Source organism: Cellulomonas cellasea, from assembly GCF_006538745.1.
Lineage (GTDB): Bacteria > Actinomycetota > Actinomycetes > Actinomycetales > Cellulomonadaceae > Cellulomonas_A > Cellulomonas_A cellasea.
On record NZ_BJLR01000016.1, the window covers coordinates 153217 to 174189 of the forward strand.

The 20973-nt window shown below is 73.9% G+C and carries 24 protein-coding genes; 7 read left to right on the forward strand and 17 right to left on the reverse strand.

Annotation, left to right across the window (positions count from 1 at the left end):
* Nucleotides 1-205: 205 nt before the first annotated feature.
* Nucleotides 206-1228 (forward strand): alpha/beta hydrolase family protein, encoded by a 1023-nt coding sequence (locus CCE01nite_RS07825; protein WP_246056367.1) that lies wholly within the window; start codon nt 206-208, stop codon nt 1226-1228.
* Between the two features lie 241 nt (nt 1229-1469).
* Nucleotides 1470-1880 (forward strand): hypothetical protein, encoded by a 411-nt coding sequence (locus CCE01nite_RS07830; protein WP_034627682.1) that lies wholly within the window; start codon nt 1470-1472, stop codon nt 1878-1880.
* A gap of 80 nt (nt 1881-1960) precedes the next feature.
* Here the strand turns inward: CCE01nite_RS07830 and nagB are convergent, their stop codons facing one another.
* The 6 genes from nagB to CCE01nite_RS07860 form a co-directional block, all read right to left on the reverse strand.
* Nucleotides 1961-2746: a glucosamine-6-phosphate deaminase gene (gene nagB, locus CCE01nite_RS07835; protein ID WP_034627675.1), complete on the reverse strand. Its 786-nt coding sequence runs from the start codon at nt 2744-2746 to the stop codon at nt 1961-1963.
* On the reverse strand, nt 2746-3735 hold the full coding sequence (locus CCE01nite_RS07840; protein ID WP_052103847.1) for an ROK family protein: 990 nt from the start codon (nt 3733-3735) through the stop codon (nt 2746-2748). Before CCE01nite_RS07840 ends, nagB begins: the two co-directional genes overlap by 1 nt.
* A 149-nt stretch (nt 3736-3884) precedes the next feature.
* Nucleotides 3885-4715, reverse strand: coding sequence for a carbohydrate ABC transporter permease (locus CCE01nite_RS07845; protein WP_034627669.1), 831 nt, complete (start codon nt 4713-4715; stop codon nt 3885-3887).
* Nucleotides 4712-5752 (reverse strand): carbohydrate ABC transporter permease, encoded by a 1041-nt coding sequence (locus CCE01nite_RS07850; protein WP_084142564.1) that lies wholly within the window; start codon nt 5750-5752, stop codon nt 4712-4714. The genes CCE01nite_RS07845 and CCE01nite_RS07850 overlap by 4 nt, the downstream gene beginning before the upstream one ends.
* A 79-nt stretch (nt 5753-5831) precedes the next feature.
* Nucleotides 5832-7142 carry an extracellular solute-binding protein gene (locus tag CCE01nite_RS07855; RefSeq protein WP_246056368.1) on the reverse strand — a complete coding sequence of 437 codons (1311 nt, stop codon included), beginning with the start codon at nt 7140-7142 and terminating at the stop codon, nt 5832-5834.
* Between the two features lie 155 nt (nt 7143-7297).
* Complete coding sequence (locus CCE01nite_RS07860; RefSeq protein WP_084142568.1) at nt 7298-8383, reverse strand: ROK family transcriptional regulator; 1086 nt, start codon at nt 8381-8383, stop codon at nt 7298-7300.
* A 114-nt stretch (nt 8384-8497) separates the two neighbouring features.
* Between CCE01nite_RS07860 and CCE01nite_RS07865 the strand changes: the two genes are divergently transcribed.
* The 3 genes from CCE01nite_RS07865 to CCE01nite_RS07875 all read left to right on the forward strand — a co-directional run bounded on the left by CCE01nite_RS07865 (nt 8498) and on the right by CCE01nite_RS07875 (nt 11945).
* Nucleotides 8498-9745 (forward strand): N-acetylglucosamine-6-phosphate deacetylase, encoded by a 1248-nt coding sequence (locus CCE01nite_RS07865; RefSeq protein WP_084142563.1) that lies wholly within the window; start codon nt 8498-8500, stop codon nt 9743-9745.
* Nucleotides 9746-9819: 74 nt separating this feature from the next.
* Nucleotides 9820-11424: a beta-N-acetylhexosaminidase gene (locus CCE01nite_RS07870; protein WP_034627655.1), complete on the forward strand. Its 1605-nt coding sequence runs from the start codon at nt 9820-9822 to the stop codon at nt 11422-11424.
* A gap of 92 nt (nt 11425-11516) precedes the next feature.
* Nucleotides 11517-11945 (forward strand): YtxH domain-containing protein, encoded by a 429-nt coding sequence (locus tag CCE01nite_RS07875; protein ID WP_141372150.1) that lies wholly within the window; start codon nt 11517-11519, stop codon nt 11943-11945.
* Between the two features lie 87 nt (nt 11946-12032).
* Here CCE01nite_RS07875 and CCE01nite_RS07880 read toward each other — a convergent pair whose 3' ends face one another.
* The 4 genes from CCE01nite_RS07880 to CCE01nite_RS07895 all read right to left on the reverse strand — a co-directional run bounded on the left by CCE01nite_RS07880 (nt 12033) and on the right by CCE01nite_RS07895 (nt 14141).
* A complete protein-coding gene (locus tag CCE01nite_RS07880; RefSeq protein ID WP_052103844.1) occupies nt 12033-12686 on the reverse strand; it encodes a hypothetical protein in 654 nt (217 codons plus the stop codon).
* An 11-nt stretch (nt 12687-12697) separates the two neighbouring features.
* Nucleotides 12698-13051 carry a hypothetical protein gene (locus CCE01nite_RS07885; protein ID WP_034627650.1) on the reverse strand — a complete coding sequence of 118 codons (354 nt, stop codon included), beginning with the start codon at nt 13049-13051 and terminating at the stop codon, nt 12698-12700.
* A 70-nt stretch (nt 13052-13121) separates the two neighbouring features.
* On the reverse strand, nt 13122-13529 hold the full coding sequence (locus tag CCE01nite_RS07890; protein ID WP_034627645.1) for a GNAT family N-acetyltransferase: 408 nt from the start codon (nt 13527-13529) through the stop codon (nt 13122-13124).
* Between the two features lie 36 nt (nt 13530-13565).
* Nucleotides 13566-14141 carry a DUF4304 domain-containing protein gene (locus CCE01nite_RS07895; RefSeq protein WP_034627643.1) on the reverse strand — a complete coding sequence of 192 codons (576 nt, stop codon included), beginning with the start codon at nt 14139-14141 and terminating at the stop codon, nt 13566-13568.
* A gap of 160 nt (nt 14142-14301) precedes the next feature.
* Between CCE01nite_RS07895 and CCE01nite_RS07900 the strand changes: the two genes are divergently transcribed.
* Together CCE01nite_RS07900 and CCE01nite_RS07905 are read left to right on the forward strand one after the other, a co-directional pair.
* A complete protein-coding gene (locus tag CCE01nite_RS07900; RefSeq protein ID WP_141372152.1) occupies nt 14302-14751 on the forward strand; it encodes a hypothetical protein in 450 nt (149 codons plus the stop codon).
* Between the two features lie 116 nt (nt 14752-14867).
* Complete coding sequence (locus CCE01nite_RS07905) at nt 14868-15422, forward strand: hypothetical protein (protein WP_034627636.1); 555 nt, start codon at nt 14868-14870, stop codon at nt 15420-15422.
* 75 nt (nt 15423-15497) lie between these two features.
* Here CCE01nite_RS07905 and CCE01nite_RS07910 read toward each other — a convergent pair whose 3' ends face one another.
* The 7 genes from CCE01nite_RS07910 to CCE01nite_RS07940 all read right to left on the reverse strand — a co-directional run bounded on the left by CCE01nite_RS07910 (nt 15498) and on the right by CCE01nite_RS07940 (nt 20857).
* Nucleotides 15498-16241, reverse strand: a complete 744-nt coding sequence (locus tag CCE01nite_RS07910) for a HEAT repeat domain-containing protein (RefSeq protein WP_034627633.1) — start codon at nt 16239-16241, stop codon at nt 15498-15500.
* Between the two features lie 69 nt (nt 16242-16310).
* Complete coding sequence (locus tag CCE01nite_RS07915) at nt 16311-17420, reverse strand: suppressor of fused domain protein (RefSeq protein ID WP_169743997.1); 1110 nt, start codon at nt 17418-17420, stop codon at nt 16311-16313.
* A gap of 98 nt (nt 17421-17518) precedes the next feature.
* Complete coding sequence (locus tag CCE01nite_RS07920; protein WP_034627630.1) at nt 17519-17926, reverse strand: VOC family protein; 408 nt, start codon at nt 17924-17926, stop codon at nt 17519-17521.
* Between the two features lie 266 nt (nt 17927-18192).
* A complete protein-coding gene (locus CCE01nite_RS07925; RefSeq protein ID WP_246056369.1) occupies nt 18193-18354 on the reverse strand; it encodes a heme biosynthesis protein HemY in 162 nt (53 codons plus the stop codon).
* Between the two features lie 191 nt (nt 18355-18545).
* Nucleotides 18546-18752 carry a hypothetical protein gene (locus CCE01nite_RS07930; RefSeq protein ID WP_034627623.1) on the reverse strand — a complete coding sequence of 69 codons (207 nt, stop codon included), beginning with the start codon at nt 18750-18752 and terminating at the stop codon, nt 18546-18548.
* 44 nt (nt 18753-18796) lie between these two features.
* Nucleotides 18797-19726, reverse strand: a complete 930-nt coding sequence (locus tag CCE01nite_RS07935; protein WP_034627620.1) for a threonine/serine dehydratase — start codon at nt 19724-19726, stop codon at nt 18797-18799.
* 609 nt (nt 19727-20335) lie between these two features.
* On the reverse strand, nt 20336-20857 hold the full coding sequence (locus CCE01nite_RS07940; protein ID WP_034627616.1) for a gluconokinase: 522 nt from the start codon (nt 20855-20857) through the stop codon (nt 20336-20338).
* Nucleotides 20858-20973 lie beyond the last annotated feature (116 nt).

The following is a 20973-nucleotide window of genomic DNA, read 5'->3' on the forward strand; positions in this document are numbered from 1 at the left end:
CGCCGCGGCGTGCCCGTGCGGGACGCCCGCCGCCCCGACGCGACGGGTTCCGGGCGTTTTCGTGGGGTCCGCCGCCCGAGATGTCCGCATACCGACCGGTTGGTACGGCTAGTGCTGAGGCGGGTCGCCGGGTCACGATGAGGCGGTGCGCCACCACCGCACCGGGGTACCCCTCAGCCCCGCAGCCGTCCTGAAGGGCTCTGCAGTGAACCGACTCCTCGCACGACCCGGGCGCAGCGTCGCGCCCGGCCGCCGGGTGCCGCTCGTCGCCACCCTCGGACTCGCCCTCGCGGCGGGATCGCTCGCACCGTCCGCCTCCGCAGCGGCGGGCGACCCGGCCACCGTCGAGACGCCGCCGGTCGTGAGCCAGCGCGCCATCGACGAGCACGCGGCGACCGAGCCGCAGCTCAGCCTCGACGCCCCGGCGGCACTGCCCCCGGTCACGATCGCCGCGAGCCCGTACGAGCGCGGGCCTGCACCGACCGTCGCCTCGATCGAGGCGGCCCGCGGTCCGTTCGCCGTCGCGCAGACCACGGTGTCCCGGTTCGCCGCCAGCGGGTTCGGCGGCGGCACCATCACCTACCCGACGTCGACGGCCGAGGGCACGTTCGGCGCCGTCGCGATCTCGCCCGGGTACACCGCGGCGCAGTCGAGTATCTCGTGGCTCGGCCCGCGGCTGGCCTCGCAGGGCTTCGTCGTCATCACGATCGACACGAACTCGCGCTACGACCAGCCGTCGTCGCGCGGCGACCAGCTCCGGGCGGCGCTCGCCTACCTGACGGGGAGCAGCAGCGTGCGCGGCCGCATCGACGCGAGCCGGCTCGCGGTCATGGGGCACAGCATGGGCGGCGGCGGCGCGCTCGAGGCCGCCAAGGACAACCCGGCCCTGCAGGCGGCGATCCCGATGACGCCGTGGAACACCGACAAGACCTGGCCCGAGGTGCAGACCCCGACCCTGATCATCGGTGCGCAGAACGACTCGGTCGCCTCGGTGACGACGCACGCCGAGCCGTTCTACGAGAACCTGCCCGGGTCGCTCGACAAGGCGTACCTCGAGCTGCGCGGCGCGAGCCACTTCGCGCCGAACACGTCCAACACGACGATCGCCCGCCAGAGCATCGCCTGGCTCAAGCGCTTCGTGGACGACGACGAGCGGTACGCGCAGTTCCTCTGCCCGCCGCCCAGCGGCACGGCCATCTCGGAGTACCGCAGCACCTGCCCGTACTGATCGCGGCGCAGCGACCCGGACCTTCCGGGTGACGGTCGGCCCCGGTGACCTTGGTGTCACCGGGGCCGACCCGCGTCACGGGATGTTCACCCCCTGTCGGGCCATTCGTCCCTTGACGTCCCGGGATGTCCGATAGATACGCTCGTGGCGGCGCGAGAGCGCTCTCACGACCTCGGGGGCGGTCGTGGTCGGGCCCGGCCCGCGCACCCGGGGTGTCGCCGTCACCTGGGGGAGAACTGTCATGAACCGTGTCTCGTCGTACGTCCGCCGTGCCGTCGCCGGCCTGGCGGCGACCCTCGTGCTCCTCGGCCTGGGCCTCGCCCCGGCCCAGGCGTCGTCCGGCCTCACCGCCGACATCCGCGGCACCTGCGTGTGCGACTCCACCGTCGGGGAGTGGGTCGTCACATGGGAGGTCACGAACCACCGCGACGTCGCCGGAACCCTCGGCAACGTGCGCGCGTACCCGGCGGGCCGTGCGCTCGTCGGCCTGCCGAACCGCGTCGAGCCCGGCCAGACGATCCAGGGGACCCAGCGGCTCCAGTCGTGGGAGTACACCGGGTCGATCGCGTTCGACATCAACTGGGACGACGGCACGGTGACCTACGGCCACAGCTGGCCGGTCTACATCAAGATCACCTGCCACAAGGCCTGACCGGCGCGGGCAGCCGCACGACGACGGGCCCGGCGCACCGCCACGGGGGCGTGCGCGGGGCCCGTCCCCGTGCGCGCAGGTCAGATGCCCTGCCACTCCGGCTTCTGCGCCCACGTCTGGCGGTAGTACTCGCCGAGCTGGAGCCGGCCGGCGGCCGCGTCGTCGACGAGCACCGTGACGTGCGGGTGGAGCTGGAGGACGCTCGCGGGCCACATGGCCGTGACCGGGCCCTCGACGAGGTGGTGCACCGCCTGGGCCTTGCGGCGCCCGTCCGCGAGGACCACGAGGTGCTTCGCGGACATGACCGTCCCCAGACCCTGCGTGAGCACGTGCCGCGGGACGGCCTCGACGTCGTCGCCGAAGAACCGGGCGTTGTCGAGCCGCGTCTGCTGCGTGAGCGTCTTGATCCGCGTGCGGGACGCCAGCGACGAGCCGGGCTCGTTGAACGCGACGTGCCCGTCGGTGCCGAGCCCGAGGATCTGCACGTCGACCCCGCCCGCGTCCACGATGGCCTGCTCGTACGCCGCGCACGCCGCCGGGAGGTCCTCGGCGAGCCCGTCGAGGCTCCGCACCGCCGCGGGGTCGAGGTCGACGCGGCCGACGAGGTCGCGCTCGATGACGTTGCGATAGCGCTCGGGGTGGTCGAGGGGGAGCCCCACGTACTCGTCGAGCATGAACGCGCGCGCCGAGGCGAACGACAGGCCCTCCTCGGTGTGCCGGCGCGTGAGCTCGTCGTAGACCTTGAGCGGGCTCGACCCGGTCGCGAGGCCGAGCACCGCGTCGGGCCGGCGGCGCAGCAGCGCGTCGATCGCGCCGGCCGCGAGCGCGGCGAGCTGCTCGGTCGAGGGGTTGATGACGACTTCCATCAGCGGACCACCTGGTTCTCGGGGGTGACGGGGGAGATCGGGCTGCGCCGGGCGGCCAGCGCCGCGCCGACCGCCGCGACCTGGAGCTCGCGGGGCACGAGGCTGAGCCGCTCGGCGACGTGCAGGCTGCGCAGGAACGCGGAGCCCTCGGCCTGGCGGCGCACGGCCGCGGCGACCTCCTCGAGCAGCGGGGCGCCGACCTCGGCGACGCCGCCGCCGAGCACCACGTGCTCGACGTCGCACGTGAGGACGAGCATCCGCACCGCGGCGGCGACCGCGTCGACGAACCGGCCCTGCACCGCGAGCGCCTCGCGGTCGCCGGCGGCGGCGGCCTCGAAGACCTCGGCCGGCGCGGGACGACCCGTGCGGCTCGGCCACGCCGCGTCGATCGCGGAGCCCGACGCGTACAGCTCGAGGCACCCGCGCTGCCCGCACGGGCACGGCGGGCCGTCGGCGACGTACGGCACGTGGCCGATCTCGCCGGCCGCGCCGAGGTGCCCGCGGCGCAGCCGCCCGTCGAGCAGCAGGCCCGCGGCCACGCCCGTGCCGAGCGCGAGGTACGCGAGGTCGCCCCCGAGGCCCAGGAGCTCCGCGGCGCCGAGCGCGGCGGCGTTGAGGTCGTTCTCGACGCCGACGGGCACCCCGCCGAGCCGCTCCCGCAGGAGCTCCCCGAGCGGGACGTCCGTGCCGTCGATGCCGAGGTTCACCGCGTGCGAGACGGCGCCCGTGAGCGGCTCGACGACACCGGGCACGCCCGCGCCGACGCCGGCGAGGCCGTCGACCGTGAGCCCGGCCTGCGCGCACAGCGCCTCGACCGCCTCGGCGGCGGACGCCACGACGCCGTCGTGCCCGCGCCGCGTCGGCACGCGCACGCTGGCGTGCACCACCGGGGCGGCGCCGGGCGTGCTCGCGAGGAGCACCCCGAGCACCTTCGTCCCGCCGATGTCGAGCCCGACGGACCAGCCGCCTCGCGGCGCGCCGTCGGGCACGGGAGCGCGACCACCTCCTGCCGGCGCGGCCGTCCGGAGCGCCTGCCCGGGCACCGGTACCGGCACCGTCGCCGTCCCGCCCGGACCTTCCGTCGTCGCACCCACCTGACCGTCGACCTGCACAGTGACGCCCCCGTCCGTCGCTGGACTCACCCCTTCACCGCCCCCGCGACGAGCCCGCTCGTCATCTTGTTCTGCACGAACAGGAAGAACAGGATCACCGGCACCGCGATGAGCGTGGAGCCCGCCATGACGACGCCCCAGTCGGTCGCACGGTTCGCCTCCACGAGGCCCTGCAGCCACAGCGGCAGCGTGCGGCGCGACGGCTCGGTCATGACGACCAGGGCCAGGGTGTACTCGTTCCACGCCTGCAGGAACCCGTACACGCCCGACGCCACGAGCCCGGGGGCCAGCAGCGGGAAGGTGATCTTGAAGAACGCACCGGTGCGGGAGAGCCCGTCGACCATGCCGGCCTCCTCGAGCTCGATGGGCACGCCGGTGACGAAGCCGCGCAGCATCCAGATCGTGAACGGCAGGATCGCCGCGACGTACACGATGGTCAGGCCGAGGACGGCGTTGACCAGGCCCCAGCCGTCGAGCATCTGGTACTGGGAGATGAACAGCCCCTCGGCGGGGATCATCTGCACGACCAGGATCGCGACGATGAACGACTTGCGCCCGCGGAACCGGAACCGGGACACCGCCAGCGCGGCGACGAACGCGAACAGGATCGCCGCGACGAGCGTCACGGCGGTCACGGCCAGCGACGTGCGGAACGACTCGAAGAACGTGGAGTCCCGGAACACGGCCCGGAAGTTCGCGAGGGTGCCGCCGGTGGGGAAGAAGTTCGGCGTCGGTGTCTGCAGGCGGTTGGAGGGCAGGAACGAGCTCGAGATCATCCAGTAGATCGGGAAGACCCAGACGACCGCGACCAGGACGGCGACGGTCCCGAGCGACCAGCGCCCGACCGCGGCCCTCACAGCTCCTCCTCGCGCAGCATCCGGCGGATGTAGAACGAGGTCAGGGCGAGGGTGAGGACCAGCATGATCGTGGCCATCGCTCCGGCCATCGAGAACTCCTTGGAGAGCGAGTAGATGTAGGTGCCCAGCAGGTGGGTGTCGCGGGTGGGTGCCCCGGCGCGCTGCAGGACGTAGACCTGGGTGAACACGCGCAGGTCCCAGATGACCTGGAGCAGCGCGACGACGAAGAGCACGGGCTTGACCATGGGGATGGTGATGAGCCGGAACCGGTCCCAGCCGTTCGCGCCGTCGAGCTGGGCGGCCTCCATCGTCTCGGTCGGGACCTGGAGCAGGCCCGCGTACACCGTGAACACGACGAACGGCACGCTCATCCACACGACGATGACGGTGGCGACGGCGTAGAAGGACAGCGGCTCGATCAGCCAGGAGTGGTAGCGCCAGCCGTCGAGCCCGAGCGGCTCGGCCAGCAGCCAGTTCACGACCCCGTACTGGGAGTCGAACAGCCACTGCCACACCGTCATCGTGGCCAGCACCGGGGTGCCCCACGCGAGCAGCATCCCGACCTGCAGGGTCATGCGGGCGGCACGGCCGACCTTGGCCATCAGCACCGCGAGCGCCATCCCGATCACCATCGTCAGGGCGGCGTTGACCAGGCAGAACGCGATCGAACGGCCGATCACGGCCCACACGTAGGGGTCGGAGAGCAGCTCGGTGTAGTTCGCCAGGCCCACCCACTCCGCCGGCCGGCCGAACTGCTGGGCCAGCCCGTACTCCTGGAAGGACAGCACGAGCTGGCGGACCAGCGGGTAGCCGAGCCCGACGGCGACCGCGGCGGTCGCGGGGACCAGCAGCAGGTAGGCGCCGAGGCGGGTGCGCAGGGGGCGCCTGCGGGGGACGACGGGGGGCCGGGTGCCGGCGGCCGCGGGCGGCAGGTCGGCGGGCGGCAGGTCGGGGGGCGTGAGGCCCGGGGCCGGGACGACGCCGGGCGGGGGAGGTGCGGCGGGGGCGACCGCTCGGCCGAGACGGGGGCCGGACATGGGTGCTCCAGGGGGTCGGGCGGGACCCGGGGGCACCGCGCACGTCGGCGCGGTGCCCCCGGGGGGGAGTTCCGCCGGGTCAGTTGAGCGTGTCGGCCAGGAGCTGGTCGGCCTCGGCGGCGGCGGTCTTGAGGTCCGCACCGCTCGCGACCTGCTGGAAGAAGTCCTCCAGGATCCGCGCGCCCTCGACGTCGGCCCACTTCTCGGCGGCCGGGGTGAGCTTGGCGCCGAGAGCGGCGTCGAGCGCGGCCGAGGCGTACACGTCGTCACCGAGCGACGAGGCGTACTCCGAGTTGCCCGGGATGAGCCCGTTGGAGCCGAGCATGACCTGGAACTCCTCGCTGAAGATGATCTTCAGCAGGTTCTGCGCGAGCTCCTGGTTCTCCGACTTCGCGGGGATCGCGAGGTTGGAGCCGCCGGCGAACACCGTCGCGGGCGTGCCCGCCTCGGCACCGGGGAGCGCGAAGACGCCGGTCTTCTCCTCGTTGCACTTCTGCTGCTCGGTGCGCAGCGCCTTGGCCTCCTCGGACTCGTCCTCGGCGGCGACGCCCTTGTTGCACTCGGGCAGGTCGATGCTCCACCGCGCCCACGTCGGGGCCGAGAACATCGCGGCCTCGCCGTTGTTGAACGGGACCCACGGCTCGTTGGAGTCGGCGTCCTTGGGTGCGCTCGTGCCCGTCTGGAAGAGCGTCTGCACCTCGGCGAGCGCCTTCTGCGACTCGGGGCTCGACAGCGCGCCGGCCCACTCGTCGCCGTCCTTCACGGCGAGCTCGCCACCGTGCGTGTAGACCCAGGCGGTGCCGTTGTACCAGTCCTGCCCGGGGAACCAGAAGCCGGAGAAGTTGGGCGTCCCGGCCGGGTTGGCGGCCTGGAGCTTGACGGCGGCGTCGTTGAACTCGGCGAGCGTCGTCGGCACGGACACGCCGGCCGCGGCGAACAGGTCCTTGCGGTAGAACACCGCGCGGGCGCCCGAGTAGTACGGGAGCGCGTACACGGTGTCGTCGACCGTGCCGGCGTCGACGAAGCCCTGGAGCAGCTTCTCGCCGCCGACCTCCTGGTAGAGGTCGCTCACGTCGCTGAACGCGCCGGCGTAGGCGAACGTCGGCGTCTGGGTGTTGCCGATCTCGACGACGTCCGGGGTCTGGTCGGCCGAGGTCAGGGCCGTCTGCAGGCGCGGGACCAGGCCGTTCCAGTCCTGCTCCTCGATGACGAGCGTCGAGCCGGGGTTCTCCTCGGCGAACGTCGTCTTGAGGTACTCGCGGAGCTCCTCGGACGTGTCCGTCCCGTTGAGCCAGAGGCGGATCTCGGCGCCGCCCTCGGGGGCGGTCGCGTCGGTGTCGGCCTCGTCGCCGGCGCCGGAGCTGCACGCGGCGAGCGCGAGCAGTCCCACGGTCGCGAACGCTGCACTACGTAGAATCCTCACGGTGGGGGTTCCTTCCCATGTCGTGTCACGGCGGTGCGGGTCATTGGCGTGGGCCGCACCGTCTTGTCGGTCGCTCTCGCCTGTCGGTAGTTCTCGACTGCAGGGCGGGCAGCTCGGGTTCGTCAGCTGAACCCGAGCTGTCCCGACAGCACGAGGACGGCGGCCCCGAGGAGGGTGCCGTCCTCGCCGAGCGGGGTCATCCGCAGCTGGAGGTCGCTGCTGATGACCGGGATGGTGCGCTCCTGCAGGGTCGCCAGCGCGCAGTCGCGCAGGGGGCCGTCCAGGAGCTCGGGGGGGCCGCTGAGAACCACCTCGGAGAGGTTCAGCGCACTCACGACCGGTGCGAGGGCGATGCCCAGGCGCCGACCGACCGACGCCAGGGCGGCGTCGGTGGCTTCGGGGTCGAGATCCGCGACGCGCCGGCGCAGGGCCGGCACGGACAGCACGGTCTCGAGGCAGCCCCGGCGTCCGCACGCGCAGAGCGCGGCGCGGCCGAGGGGGGCGGTGTCGTGGTCGTCGCGGTCGTCGACGACGGTCACGTGGCCGAGCTCGCCGGCGGCGTGCCGGTGGCCCTGGACGAGCGCGCCGTCGAGCACGATGCCCGCGCCGACGCCCTGGCCGACGGTGAGCACGAGCAGGCCCTCGCCCGACGCGCCGCCGTACGTGAACTCACCGAGCACCGCGGCGTTGGCGTCGTTCGCGACGTGCACCGGCAGGCCCAGCCCGGCGCTCAGCGTCGCGGCGAGCGGCACGTCGAACCACTCGCGGTTGGGCGCCTGGAGCACGACGCCCTCGTCGTCGACGACGCCGGGGGAGCCGACGCCGACCCCGAGCACGGGGCAGGTCGCGGTCGCGGCGAGCTCGCGGGCGAAGGCGAGCAGCGCGTCGACCGCGGCGGGGCCCGTGCGCCCGTCGACCGGGGTCGAGCGGCGCTCGACGAGCGTGCCGGACAGGTCGAGGACCGCGCCGTGCATCTGCTCGTCGTCGGTGAGGTCGAGCGCGACGATCTGGAACGCCTCGGTGCGCAGGCCGACGAGGATCGCGGGCTTGCCGACCTTCGCCTCGGGGCTCAGGCCGAGCTCCTCGACGAGGTTCTCCGCCATGAGGGACGCGATGAGGTCGGACACGGTGACGCGCGTCAGGCCGGTGGCCCGGGCCAGGTCGGCCCGCGAACCGGGGCCCTCGTGGAAGAGGTGCTGCAGCAGCATGGACCGGTTGTGGGCGCGTCCGTGCTCCGGGAGGACCTTGTCCGTGGGGCGGAGGGTGCGCGTCGTCACATTTGTTAGTAGACCTTCCTAACAAGGGTGTGTCAAGATCTCCGAGTGGCCGAGATCACATCGAGACCTGCGCTTCACACAACCGTCATCCGCGGCCGTGTCGTGACCCCGGAGCAGGTCCTCGACGACGCGCTCGTGGTGGTCGAGGACCAGCACATCACGTGGGTCGGGCCCGTGTCAGCGGCGCCCGCCGGGGTCGACGTCCCCGCGCCCGACGCGCACCCCCGCACGCTGCTCCCCGGGCTCGTCGACCTGCACTGCCACGGCGGCGGAGGCGCGAGCTTCCCCGACGCCACGACGCCCGACGAGGCGCGCGCCGCCGTCCGCGAGCACCTGCGCCACGGCACCACGACCCTCGTCGCGTCCCTCGTCACCGCCGCCGAGGCCACGCTCCTCGAGCGCACCGCGACGCTCGCCGACCTCGCCGACGCCGGCGAGATCGCCGGGATCCACCTCGAGGGACCGTTCCTGTCGAGCGCCCGCTGCGGCGCGCAGGACCCCACGCTCATGCTCGACGGGCGCTCGCGGCTCGTCCGGGAGGTCGCGCGCGTCTCCCGCGGGCACCTGCTCACCATGACCGTCGCGCCCGAGGTCCCCGGCGTGCTGGGGGAGGGCGGGGTCGTCGAGACGCTCGCCGAGGTCGGCGCCGTCCCCTCGATCGGGCACACCGACGCGTCCGCCGAGGTCGCCACCGAGGGCATCGCGCAGGCCGTCCGCGCGCTCGCCGCCGTCGCGAGCCGCTCCGGCCGGCCCACCGTGACGCACCTGTTCAACGGGATGCGCCCGCTGCACCACCGCGACCCCGGCCCCGTCGCCGCGTGCCTCGCCGCCGCCGCGCGCGGGGACGCCGTCGTCGAGCTCGTCGCCGACGGGACGCACCTCGCCGGCGCGACCGTCGCCGCGGTGTTCGACCTCGTCGGACCCACCGCGATCGCGCTCGTGACCGACGCGATGGCCGCCGCCGGGATGCCCGACGGGACCTACCGGCTCGGCTCGCTCGGCGTCGAGGTGGCGGACGGCGTCGCGAGGCTCAGCGAGGGCGGGGCGATCGCCGGGGGGACGGCGCACCTCGTCGACGTGGTGCGCGCGACCGTCGCCGCCGGCGTCCCGCTCGTCGACGCCGTGCACGCCGCCGCGACGACCCCCGCCACGGTGCTCGGCCGGCGCGACGTCGGGGCGCTCGAGGCCGGGCGGCGCGCGGACGTGCTGGTGGTCGACGAGGACCTGACACCGGTGCGCGTGCTGCGCGCCGGTGCGTGGGTCGACGCCGACCTCGGCGCGGCCCGCGCCTGAGCCGACACAGCCGCACCCCGGACGCGCCCACCCGCGCGTCCCCGAGCACGCCCCCCGACCGAGGAGAACGCCGGATGACCGACCTGCCCCTGGTGCCCGCACCCTCGAGCGTGACGCCGACGGACGGACCCGGCTACGTGCTCGGACCCCGCACGCGCGTCGTCGCCGGCACCCACCCGGAGGTCGCGTCCGCCGTCGCGCACCGGCTGTCCCGGCTCGCCGGCTTCGCGGTCCCCGTGACCGCGAACGGCGCCGACGAGCCCGACACGATCGTCCTGCGGCTCGCCGACGACGCCGCGGCGCTGGGTCTCCCGGACGCCGGGCTCACGCCCGAGCGTGCCGCCGGCGCCTACCGGGTCGAGGTCACAGAGCGCCGCGTGACGCTCTCGGCGCTCGCGGTCGACGGCTTGCTGCACGCCGCGACCGTGCTCGAGCAGCTCGCGGTGCGCGACGCCGGAGCTGCGCCCGACACCGCGTCCGCCCCGGGCGCCCTGGCCGCCGCGCCCGCCCCGGACGCCGGGCCCGTCCCGGCCGCCACGCCGGCCCCCGACGCCGCGCCGACCCCCGACGCCGCGCCGACCCCCGTCCGGCTCCCCGCCGTCGTCGTCGTCGACACCCCGCGCTTCGGCTGGCGCGGGCTCAGCGTCGACGTCGCCCGGCACTTCTTCGGCCCCGAGGTGCTCCGCACGGTCGTCGACGTCATGGCGAGCCTGCGGCTCAACGTGCTGCACCTGCACCTGACGGACGACCAGGGCTGGCGCCTCGACGTCCCGTCGCGCCCGCAGCTCGTGGACGTCGCGAGCAAGACGGCGGTCGGCGACGACCCGGGCGGCTACTACACGGTCGACGACCTCGCCGAGCTCACCGCCTACGCGCGCGGCCGCGGCATCACGGTGGTCCCCGAGATCGACCTGCCCGGGCACGTCAACGCGGCGCTGCACGCGCTCGGCGAGCTCACGCCGTCGGGCGAGCCGGCCGACCCGTACACGGGCATCGAGGTCGGCTTCAGCCGCCTGCACGCCGACCTCCCGACGACCGAGCCGTTCCTGCGCGACGTCCTGACCGACGTCGCGTCGATGACCCCGGGGCCGTACGTGCACATCGGCGGCGACGAGGTGCACACGATGGAGGCCGACGAGTTCGCGCGGCTCGTGACGACCGCCGCGCGCATCGTCGAGGAGGCCGGCAAGACGGTCGTCGGCTGGCAGGAGGTCGCGCGGGCGACGCTCACGCCGGGGACGGTCGTGCAGCTGTGGGACGAGCGGGACGGCGCGGAGCTCGTCCGCCCGGCGGTCGAGGCCGGTGCGCTGCTGCTGCTGTCGCCCGCGAGCAAGGTCTACCTCGACCTGAAGTACGACGCGCACACCCCGATCGGTCTCGAGTGGGCGGGCCACGTCGAGCTGCGCGACTCCTACGACTGGGACCCGCTCGCGGTCGTCCCGGGCGTCCCCGAGAGCAGCGTCGTCGGCATCGAGGCCGCGCTCTGGACCGAGACGATCCGCACGCCCGACGACCTGTTCTTCCTGCTCCTGCCCCGGCTCGCGGCGGTCGCCGAGGTCGCGTGGTCGCAGCCGGACCGGCGCTCGTGGGAGGACTTCGGCCGGCGCGTCCGGCACCTCGCACGCTCGTGGGACCGCGCGGGGCTCCCGTGGTACCGCTCGCCGCAGATCCCGTGGTGAGAGCGCCGTCCTGAGAGGCGGAACCGGACACACCTCCCTAGGCTCGGCTCCTCGGGAGACGTCCGCTCCCCCCAGCAGACGGAGGACCGCACATGAAGAACAAGGCAGTGTTCCTTGTCGGCGCAGGCGTCGGGTACGTGCTCGGCACGCGCGCCGGCCGCCAGCAGTTCGAGGTCATCAAGGCCAAGGCGAACCACCTCTGGAACGACCCGCGCGTGCAGTCCAAGGTGAGCACGATCGAGTCGCAGGCCGCCCAGTTCGCGAAGGAGCAGGGCTCGACGCTCAAGGACAAGGCGACGTCCGCGGTCAAGGGCGCCGTCGCGAGCACCGGCCTGACCGGATCCAAGGGCAACGAGGGGTCGACGGACGACATCGCGTACTCGGCCGACTCGCCGTCCGGCACCCAGTGGGCCGGCGACGTGTCCGGCACGGTCGGGACGACCCCGGACATCCAGTCGAGCGACGACTTCACGACGCCCGACTCGCGCGGCACGCACGACGAGCCGACGCGCGGGTACTGACACCCCGGCTCGAGCCCCGCACGACGCGCACGAGGCGCCCGGTCCCACGACCGGGCGCCTCGCGCCGTCCCGGGGTCCGTCGACGGGTCACGCCGGGCCGCGCACCCCGTCGACGAGCGCCGGGAGCTCGAGCAGCGGGACCGGGGGGACGCCGTGCGCCGGGGCCCAGGCGACCTCACCGACCCAGCGCTCGACGGCCTCCTCGCCCAGGAGCGCGTCGAGCAGCAGGAACGTGATCTGCCCCTGCGCGTCGTCGGGCAGCGCGGCGAACTCCGGGTGGCTGACCTGCACGTGCACCTTGCCGCCCTCGACGACGGCCACGACGGTCGCGGACGCGAGGTCGACGGTCCGGTGCTCGTCGAGCCCGATGGCGATGCCGGACGGGTCGGCGACCGGCCGGCGGAAGTCGGCGTACTCGAACGCGTCGTCGGCCGCGGGTGCCGCGTCGAGCCACCGCCGGGCGACGTCGCGGAGGTCCGGGTTCCCGGCCGCGGTGACCGTGAGGACGTGGCGGGCCGCACGCCCGGACCCGGTCTCGAACGACAGATCGGGGTCGACGGCGTGCACGTGCTCGGCGAGCACCGGACCGAGCCGGCGGACCGCCTCACCGTCCTCGCCGTCGAACGTCGCGGCGGCCTGCGCGCGGCCCTCGGCGAGCCACCACGCCCAGAAGGCCGCGATGCCCTCGTCCTGACGTGCGCGGACCTGCTCGAGGGACGGACGGCGGCGGAAGAATCCCATGGCCGTGGAGGCTAGCGGGTCCGCCCGACCGCCTCGGGCCCGCCGTCGCACGGCTCCTCGCCGCAGCGCCACCACGCCTCGGCGCCGTCGACGTGCAGCAGGTACCCCGTGACCTCGCGCCCGTCGGGACGGGTCAGGCCGGTCACCGCGCGCACGCGGTCCCGGGCCACGACCCACTCGGGGGTCGCCGCCTCGTCGGCGTCCGCGGCGAGGCGGGCCTCCTCGGCCAGCAGCGGGGCGAGGAGCTCGAACCCGTCGAGCGGCTCGACGTGCGCGCGCCGCCACGGGAAGTCCGCCTCGGTCACGTGCAGCGACGCGACGACGCGACCGCCGTGGTGCAGCTGCCAGACGTCGTGCGCGGCCATGGGCCCAGGGTAGGTCGGGCGGGTGGGGTCGGCAGTGCCGGCGGGGTCACCCGCGCCGCTCTGGCTGCGTCTACGCGTCCCGTGCCAGCTCCATGCCGGGCGCGTCGTCCGGCCGTCTCCGGAAGCCGTTGCGCTCGTAGAAGCCGGCCCGACCGCGAGCCGCGAACAGCTGGACGTCGTGAACGCCCCGACGACGGGACTCCGTCACCAGGTGCTCCAGGATCTGCGCGCCCACGCCCTGCCCGCGGACGTCCTCGCGCACGATCATCTCGGTGACGAACGCGTGCAGCGCCCCGTCACCGACGACGCGGGCCATCCCGAGGAGCTCCTCGTCAGGCCCGTCCTCCCGTGCCACGCACACCAGCCAGCTGCCCGCCAGCGCCTGCTCGGCACGGTGCGGGTCCAGCGAGCCCCAGCCGGTACCGGCGTACAGCCGCACGAACTCGGCGGGCGTGGGCGGATCGAGCGACAGCAGCACGCGCCGACGGTACGGGATGCACGCCCGGCGGCGGCGTCAGGTGCTCGCGTGCTCGGGGCAGCGCAGCCGTCGCCGGTCCGCCGAACGGTGCTCCACGTGGGCGGGGCGCCCGCAGGCCTCGAACCAGTTGCGGCCGCCCACGTTGGCCCAGCAGACCGGTGGTCGCTCCGCCGCAGCGGCGAGCTCGCGCTCGACCGCGGGAAGCCCGTAGGTCACGACGTCCCGCATCACCTCGCCGGCGATCGCGGCGAGCTCGTCGCCGGGCCGCACGTACCAGGACCGGTCTCCCGCGGTCCCGGGCACGAGCATCCCGATGGAGGCCTGCCACCCGACCCCCCACCCCAGGGTCCCGGACGCGGGTGTCCGGGGGCGCCGGCCCGCGGGGATGTTCTCGGCGTCCCACGCGTCCTTGGACATGACGGCGAGGTGGGCAGTGAAGTCCACCGACGCGGCAGTGGAGTACCTGCCCTTCTGCCAGCCGAGCAGCACCCAGTGGGTCAGGTGCGGACGCACCCAGGCCGCGGCCGACCCCGTCCACCCGAGCTCTCGCAGGCGCGGTCCGAGGTGGTCCTTCACCAGGGACCTGAACTCGTCCTGCGCGGTGACCGTCACCGGCCCACCGTAGGGCGGCGCACCTCCCCGTCGGGAACCGGAGCGCGCGATGCTCGATGTACCTGGTGAAGGCTCAGCGACACTGCGCTCAGGTGTGAGACACCTGTGTCCGAGTCATGCCGGAGCTGCGGGAGGGGACGAGGTGACGGAGCTGTCGCTCGTGTGGCGCATCGCCCAGCACGGGTGGGCGGAGTGCGAGCTCGAGACGCCCGACGGGCGCGTGGTCGTGCCGGCCTCGTACGTGACGGACGCTCCGGAAAACCTCCTGAGCGGACTGACCCACGTGTGCGCCTGGGATGGTTCGACGACGTTCACGTTCGTGGGCGAGCCGGCGGAGTACCGCTGGACGCTGACGGCGGCAGCCGGAGTGCTCGAGGTGGCCATCGAGCATCGCGCAGGGACCGCCGGGGCAGGCTCGCTCTGGGCGCCGGCGTGGAGCGGGGCATCCGCGCTGTCGACGTTCGCCCGTGTGTCGGTGCGCGCTTTCGATGCGGTGCTGCACGAGCACGGGCCGTCCAGCTACGAGCAGGTGTGGGGGAGGCCCTTCCCGGCGGCCGAGCTCGACGGCCTGAGATCCGCGTGGCGTCGTCTGCGCGCCTCCGGAGCGTGAGTCTGCTCTCGCGGGCGCGTACCCGGTCGGTGTCTCGTCGTGCGGTGTTGACCGACGCGCACGGCGACGACGAGACTTTCCGGACCGCCGCACGCAGGCCCTGACGACGGGGTGCTATGCACGAGTACGAGTCGCGAGACGTCGCCCAGCGCGAGACGAACCGCCCAGCGGTGCGCGCAGGGGACCGCGCGGGGCCGCACGGGCTCCTCGCGCTCCAGGTCACCGCCGGCAACCAGGCCGTCGGCCGGCTCATGACGGTGCAGCGTGCCGACACCCAGCCGGTCGGCCCGGAGCCGGCCCGCGGGCCGGACGCCCTGGCGTGGGCACTGCCCCAGCTGGACGACGAGCCGATCACGGGGATCCGGCACGTGATCGACGCCTTCGAGCTGCTCCTGGCGGACGTCAACGCCGGGCGCCTCGCTGCGGGCGCCGCCACGGCGCTCCTCCTGCAGCACCAGGGGGCCGTCCAGGGTCGCCTCATCCACTACCTGACGCCCCGGCCGGGCGAGCTGGGCATCCGGGACCTGGCCCTGCCCAGCGACGCGGAACGGGACTACCTCTGGATGCAGCAGATCCGGCTGTTGGCTGTGGAGCAGGCGCTCGTGCGGCTCACGGCGTCGGGCGCCGCCGCTCAGGCCGCAGCGCTCGGGCTCGCGAGGCGGCGTCACTAGACGACACGGGCGAGCACCCACCGCAACATCACGCTCATCTCGGCAGAGCCGCGAGATGGGCTTGGATGCGTGCGCTCAGTGCACCGCGGAGGAGGCATACAGCGGATGTGCGAGCAGCTGGCTCTGCAACGGGCCGGGGTCGGGGAGCCGGTGAGGTCCCGAGACGTCCGGGGCGTCCAGGTCAGGCCAGTGCTCGGTGAACCAGCCGTGCTCGCCGGGCGTCATGTGCTGCCGTCGCCGCCGCAGCAGGGACGTGAGGTCGCTCGCTCGTCGTGCGTCCTGGTGGACGTGGCGGAGCAGGTGAGTGACGGCGAGGGTCAGCGGGGAGAAGTCGAACGCCTCGGTGGTGCGCCGCCGGGCGAGCATCGCCGTGACCCGGGCGAGCACGACGTCGTACGCCGAATCGTCTCCGATCGCTGCCAGGCCGAAGAGTGCGAAGAGCCGCACGGCGTGATCGCGGTCGTCGACGAGGCCGGCGAGGGCTGGGGTGGCGCCGGGCTCGTCTCGCTTGGCCAGGGCGAGCGTGGCCGCGCAGCGCAGGTCCGAGGTGCCGGCTCCCCCGGTGGAGAGCGTCCGGAGCAGCACGGCTCGGCCCGCCGGTCCGCGCACGTCTCCCAGTGCCGCGGTCACCAGAACGTGGCGCCAGCCCGAGAGGCCGTCGAGCTCCGCGAGCAGGCGGTCGCCGGCCTCACCCATGTCGACGGCGGCGCGCAGCGCGTCCTCGAACTGCTCCGCGCGCGACGCGCGCAGGCCCGCCGCAACCTCCGGGACGACGCGCGGCGTGCTCGACGGTCTCTCGGGGTCCGACTCGGCGCGCACGACGCCATCCTGCCGCGTTCATCAGGACGGCGGCCAGAACCTGGACGAAGGTCGAGGTGCGTGCGACGCTCAGCCGATGGTGCGGAGCGGCGTGTCGTCGTGGTCGCGGACGGTGGTGCGCTCGACGAGGAAGTCGACAGCGGGCAGCTCGGCTGACCGGTAGCTACCGGCTCGGGGGAGCAGCTGCGTGGCGACGGCCTCGGCCTGTCGCAGGGTCAGGCCGATGACCCAGTGACCCGGCTCGTGCTCGTGCGGGTCGCCGTGCGCCTCGGGTGAGAACGTCACGCGGGCGTGCTCGCTCTCGAGGGAGAAGTCGTCCCCAGCACCGATGCGCAGGGGGAGCGCGACGCGCAGGGTGTCCACCACGCTGGCGCCGAGGGTGACGGTCAGGGGAGCTCGACGTCGGAGCCGTGCGAGGCGGCCGGCCCGGGTGACGGTGAGCTGCTCGACGACCAGTCCCCCGAGGGAGGACCCGTCTGCGGCGCGGCCGGCCTCGACGGCGGCGAGCGCGCGCGGGTCGGTGAGGATCGAGTCCCGGTCGAGCCGAGTCACCAGGAGCGGGTGGTACTGCTCGTAGAGCGCAGCGAAGCCCGTGTCGGTCCAGGTCTTCTTCGCGGCGGCCTCGTCGGCGGTCAGGCCGACCACCTGCAGGAAGTCGATCGCGTCGGCGCCGGCGTCACGGGTGTCCCCGCGAGGGCCGCGTCCGAGCTCGGGGTCCTCCATGAACAGGACCTGCCCCACGGGTGTGACCGAGTCCTGCTGGATCGGGCCGTACAGGTCCATGGTGTGGCCGGGCCCGAACGGGGTGAACGACTCCACGACGTAGCGCGTGAGGTTCTGCAGCAGGTTCACCATGAACACCGGGGGGTGCTCGTGCTCGGGACCGTCGGCGCGGGCCAGGCGGGCGGTGAGCTCGAACGTCCAACCGCGACCGTCCTCGGGATCGTCGAGGACATGGCGGGCGTCGGGGGGACCGACGGCGGTCGAGGTCAGGCCGACCGCGACGTAGTGCCAGTGCGGCACGGGTTCGGTGCGGGTGTAGACGAGGACCTCGTCCAGCGGGTCGGGGCCCCCGTCCTGCCAGCGGTGCTCGGTCACCCAGCGGAAGTCCGGCTCCGTCTGCCCGTACACCGCGTCCAGTGCAACGCCGACGCCCGGGGCGCCATCCACGTGAGTCACGCCCCCGGCATCCCGCGAGCCCGAGTCCCGCGGAGCGCCGCCACGAGGTGAAGCAAGCGCGGAGTGCCTCACCCAGCCCGACCGGTGCGCCGGAGCGTTCAGCCTTCGTCGCCCTCGAACCCGATCAGCCAGTGGAGGCCGAAGCGGTCGATGACCTGCCCGTCCGTCGCGCCCCAGGCCCGCGTCTGCAGGTCGTCCACGACCTCGCCGCCCTCGGAGAGCGCGGCGAACCAGGTGCGGAGGTCGGAGGGTGCGGACGCCCCGAGCAGGGAGAGCATCATCCCCTGGCTCTTGAACGAGGGCGTGTCCCCGGCGACGTCGGCTGCGAACAGCGCGACCGGCCCGTCCACGAGGTACCCGTGGGCGACGGCGTCCGCCGGGCCGTCGGTCCTGCCGAACTCCTCGAAGGTGTGCAGCTGTGCGGCGCCGCCGAACACCTCGGCGTAGAAGGTCAGAGCGGCACGAGCCGTGCCCGGGAGGTGGAGGTAGGGCGTCGGTGCGGTCATGTCAGTCTCCGTGGGTGAGCCGGGCGGGCGCCGGCGGCCGCTGGTGCCGCTCGCGTCCCGCACCGCCGGACCATCCGGCGTACTGGGACGACGAGCGGCGACCTCTCGCGAGGACACCTCGGTTCCGCGACGTACCTGTCCGGGTGGTTCTCGACCTGAGGTGTCCTCCGGAACGATTGCCGTACGTCGTCCTCGCCGGCTGCGGGGGGGCAGCCTGAACGTCGAGCCGGTTCGTGCTCGTCTCGGGGTGAACCGGTGGCCCGAGGTCAGCCGGCGTTGCGCACCATGAACTCGGTCTCCGTGTCGCGGCCCATCGTCGGGTCGGGAGCGTGCTGGCTCTCCTGCGTGGCGATGGTGTCTTCCAGTGCGATGCGCTCCGGCAGCGTCGTGTAGTCCACGGCGGTCGGCTGCGCCTCGGGCTCGTGCACGATGACCCCTGACGACGGAGGAGGACGGTCCTGTCGACCGTACCGGTCCGCGCCGGCAGCGAGGGGGCGGACGGCGCGCTGACTGGTCCAGTCGGGTCACGGCGCACGCCCGTCTCAGTGCAGGTATGCACGGGGCGCCGGCATGGGCGGGCAGGTCGGCCGAGCCGCACGGGCCTGCCCGGCGCGGCCGGCTACGGCTCGGGGCGGTGCGCGGGCGGGTCCGCCCGCTTCGCGCGCGCGTCAGCGGACGCTCCGAACGCGATACCGAGCCCGAGGCAGATCGCGAGCCACATGGCGATCTCGCCGGTCGCTGCGCCGATGGCGGCCCCGACGCCGGCCCCGAGTGCCATACCGATGCCGACCCCGCGGCCGTTGTCCTTGCTCCTCGCACCCGCCATACGCGGAGCGTAACCACGACGCTGGTGGGGAGCTCACCGTGCGGTCAGGCGAGGGTGGCGGGGTCGGTGTTGGCGCCGCAGATGACGACGGCGACCCGCTCGCCGGGCGCTGGCTGGTAGGCGTTGCTGGTGAGCCCGGCATACGCGGCGGCTGCCCCGTGCTCGACGGCCATGCGGTAGTCCTGCCAGAGGGCGGTGCGGGCGGCCGTGATCGCCTCGTCGTCGACGAGGACGCTGACCGGCCGGGTGCGCTGGGCGACGTCGAAGGCGATCGTCCCGATGCGTCGCGCCCCGAGCGCGTCCGCCGCGACACCCGAGACGGCGACGTCGACCGGCTCCCCGGCGTGCAGGGCGCTGTGCAAGGTAGGGATGCGGGTGGGTTCGACCGCCACGACCCGGGCGCGGCCCTCGGCCGCAGCGGCGATGCCGGCGAACAGGCCACCACCGCCGACCGCGACGACGATGGTGTCGACGTCGGGGACGTCGGCGAGGATCTCCTCGCCGATGGTTCCGGCTCCGGCGGCGATCTCGGGCTGGTCGTAGGCGTGGCAGAACAGTGCGCCCGCAGCGTCGGCGAAGTCGATCGCCGCGAGGTACGCCTCGGCGTACTCCTGGCCGACCTGCCGCACGGTCGCGCCGTACTCGCGCAGCCGGGCCACCTTGACCGCCGGTGCGGTCTCGGGGACGAAGACGGTGGCCGCGACCCCGACCTGCGCGGCCGCGTAGGCGTTGGCGAGGCCGGCGTTGCCGCCGGACGCGGCGACGACGCCCTTCGCCGGGTCGAGGGTGCCGGTCTCGAGGCCGGCGAGGATGCGGTTGAACGCACCTCGGGTCTTGAACACGCCCGCGAGCTGCAGGAACTCGCACTTCAGCCAGAGGTCGCCGGTCCCCGGATCGACGGCCATCACCGGCGTGCGGCGGACCCGCCCACGGATGCGCCGCTCGGCGGCGAGCACGTCGTCACGGGTGATCACTGGTCCTCCACGCTGTGCGGCTTCACGCGGGCCCGCGGTCACACCACTGTCTCGTTTCGTATGGAGACGCGCACGATCTGGGCCCTGCGACGAGCGCCTCCTGCGCGGACGAGAACGACCGTCGGGGTACGGGTCTCACCGGCGTCCCTGGAGGGCTGTCGTCAGCCTCGGGTGATCGCGCGCTCCACGTGACCGACCTGGTCTTCGTGCGTCACGACCAGGAGACCGCCCGTCGGCCGGCAGCAAGGCCGGGATCCGAGGACCCAGCCCGGAAACGTCGCGGCTCGGCCGGCGGCGACAGCGGCGTCGACCCTGCGGCGACGTCGGCGGCGGATCGCGCGGCTCACCATCCCGTCGACGACGAGGTCTGCCCACCACTGCGCCACGTCCCCGAGGTCGAGCACGGCGCGCCTCCAGACTCTGTACGACGAGGGAGCCCACCTTGTCGTGATGACAGTCGGCGCGGATGGCCCACGACGTGAGCGGGCCTGCGACACGTGCCTGATCTTCTGAGCACAGGCGTCCGGCGCACGGCACCGTCGGCATCTGTCAGGTCACGACCGAGCGACGGCCACGCGGAGCGCGAGCCCCCAGGCGTCACCGCCTGGCTCAGGCGGTGACCGCGCCCAGCCCCAGTCCGCGCAGCGCGGCGTCGGCGACCTCCTCGGGCGGGATGTCGACCGCGATGCTCACGCCGTCCTCGTGCTCGGCGAGCGGCTCGAGCGTGCTGAGCTGCGAGGGCAGGAGCGACGGCGGCATGAAGTGGCCGCTGCGGTGCTCGAGCCGTCCACCGATGACCTCGGGCGCGGCGGCGAGGTGCACGAACCGCACGCGGCCGTCGGCCTCACGGAGCACGTCGCGGTAGGCGACCTTGAGCGCCGAGCACGTGATGACGGTCGAGCGCCCGGCGGCGGCCTGCTCGCTGAGCCAGTCGCGCATGATCCGCAGCCAGGGCCAGCGGTCCTCGTCGGTGAGCGGGGTCCCGGCGGCCATCTTCGCGACGTTCGCCTCGGGGTGGTGGTCGTCGGCCTCGGCGAAGGGCCAGCCCAGGCGGTCCGCGAGGATGCGGGCGACGGTCGTCTTGCCGGATCCGGAGACCCCCATGACCACCAGGTGCTGGATCTCACTCATGCGTGCGCGCTCCTTGACGTCGTCGTCTGCTCTGGCGTCATCCTCGCACCCGCAGCCGGTTCATGAAAGATGATACCAATGTACGTGTCGGGCGTGCACGGTACTCTCTCGCCGGG

Bases quoted from the DNA above. Each gene is read 5' to 3' on its own strand.
- CCE01nite_RS07830 (WP_034627682.1), top strand. From the start codon at position 1,470: ATGAACCGTGTCTCGTCGTACGTCCGCCGTGCCGTCGCCGGCCTGGCG.
- nagB (WP_034627675.1), bottom strand. From the start codon at position 2,746: ATGGAAGTCGTCATCAACCCCTCGACCGAGCAGCTCGCCGCGCTCGCG.
- CCE01nite_RS07850 (WP_084142564.1), bottom strand. From the start codon at position 5,752: ATGTCCGGCCCCCGTCTCGGCCGAGCGGTCGCCCCCGCCGCACCTCCC.
- CCE01nite_RS07860 (WP_084142568.1), bottom strand. From the start codon at position 8,383: ATGCTGCTGCAGCACCTCTTCCACGAGGGCCCCGGTTCGCGGGCCGAC.
- CCE01nite_RS07870 (WP_034627655.1), top strand. From the start codon at position 9,820: ATGACCGACCTGCCCCTGGTGCCCGCACCCTCGAGCGTGACGCCGACG.
- CCE01nite_RS07875 (WP_141372150.1), top strand. From the start codon at position 11,517: ATGAAGAACAAGGCAGTGTTCCTTGTCGGCGCAGGCGTCGGGTACGTG.
- CCE01nite_RS07880 (WP_052103844.1), bottom strand. From the start codon at position 12,686: ATGGGATTCTTCCGCCGCCGTCCGTCCCTCGAGCAGGTCCGCGCACGT.
- CCE01nite_RS07885 (WP_034627650.1), bottom strand. From the start codon at position 13,051: ATGGCCGCGCACGACGTCTGGCAGCTGCACCACGGCGGTCGCGTCGTC.
- CCE01nite_RS07905 (WP_034627636.1), top strand. From the start codon at position 14,868: ATGCACGAGTACGAGTCGCGAGACGTCGCCCAGCGCGAGACGAACCGC.
- CCE01nite_RS07920 (WP_034627630.1), bottom strand. From the start codon at position 17,926: ATGACCGCACCGACGCCCTACCTCCACCTCCCGGGCACGGCTCGTGCC.
- CCE01nite_RS07930 (WP_034627623.1), bottom strand. From the start codon at position 18,752: ATGGCGGGTGCGAGGAGCAAGGACAACGGCCGCGGGGTCGGCATCGGT.
- CCE01nite_RS07940 (WP_034627616.1), bottom strand. From the start codon at position 20,857: ATGAGTGAGATCCAGCACCTGGTGGTCATGGGGGTCTCCGGATCCGGC.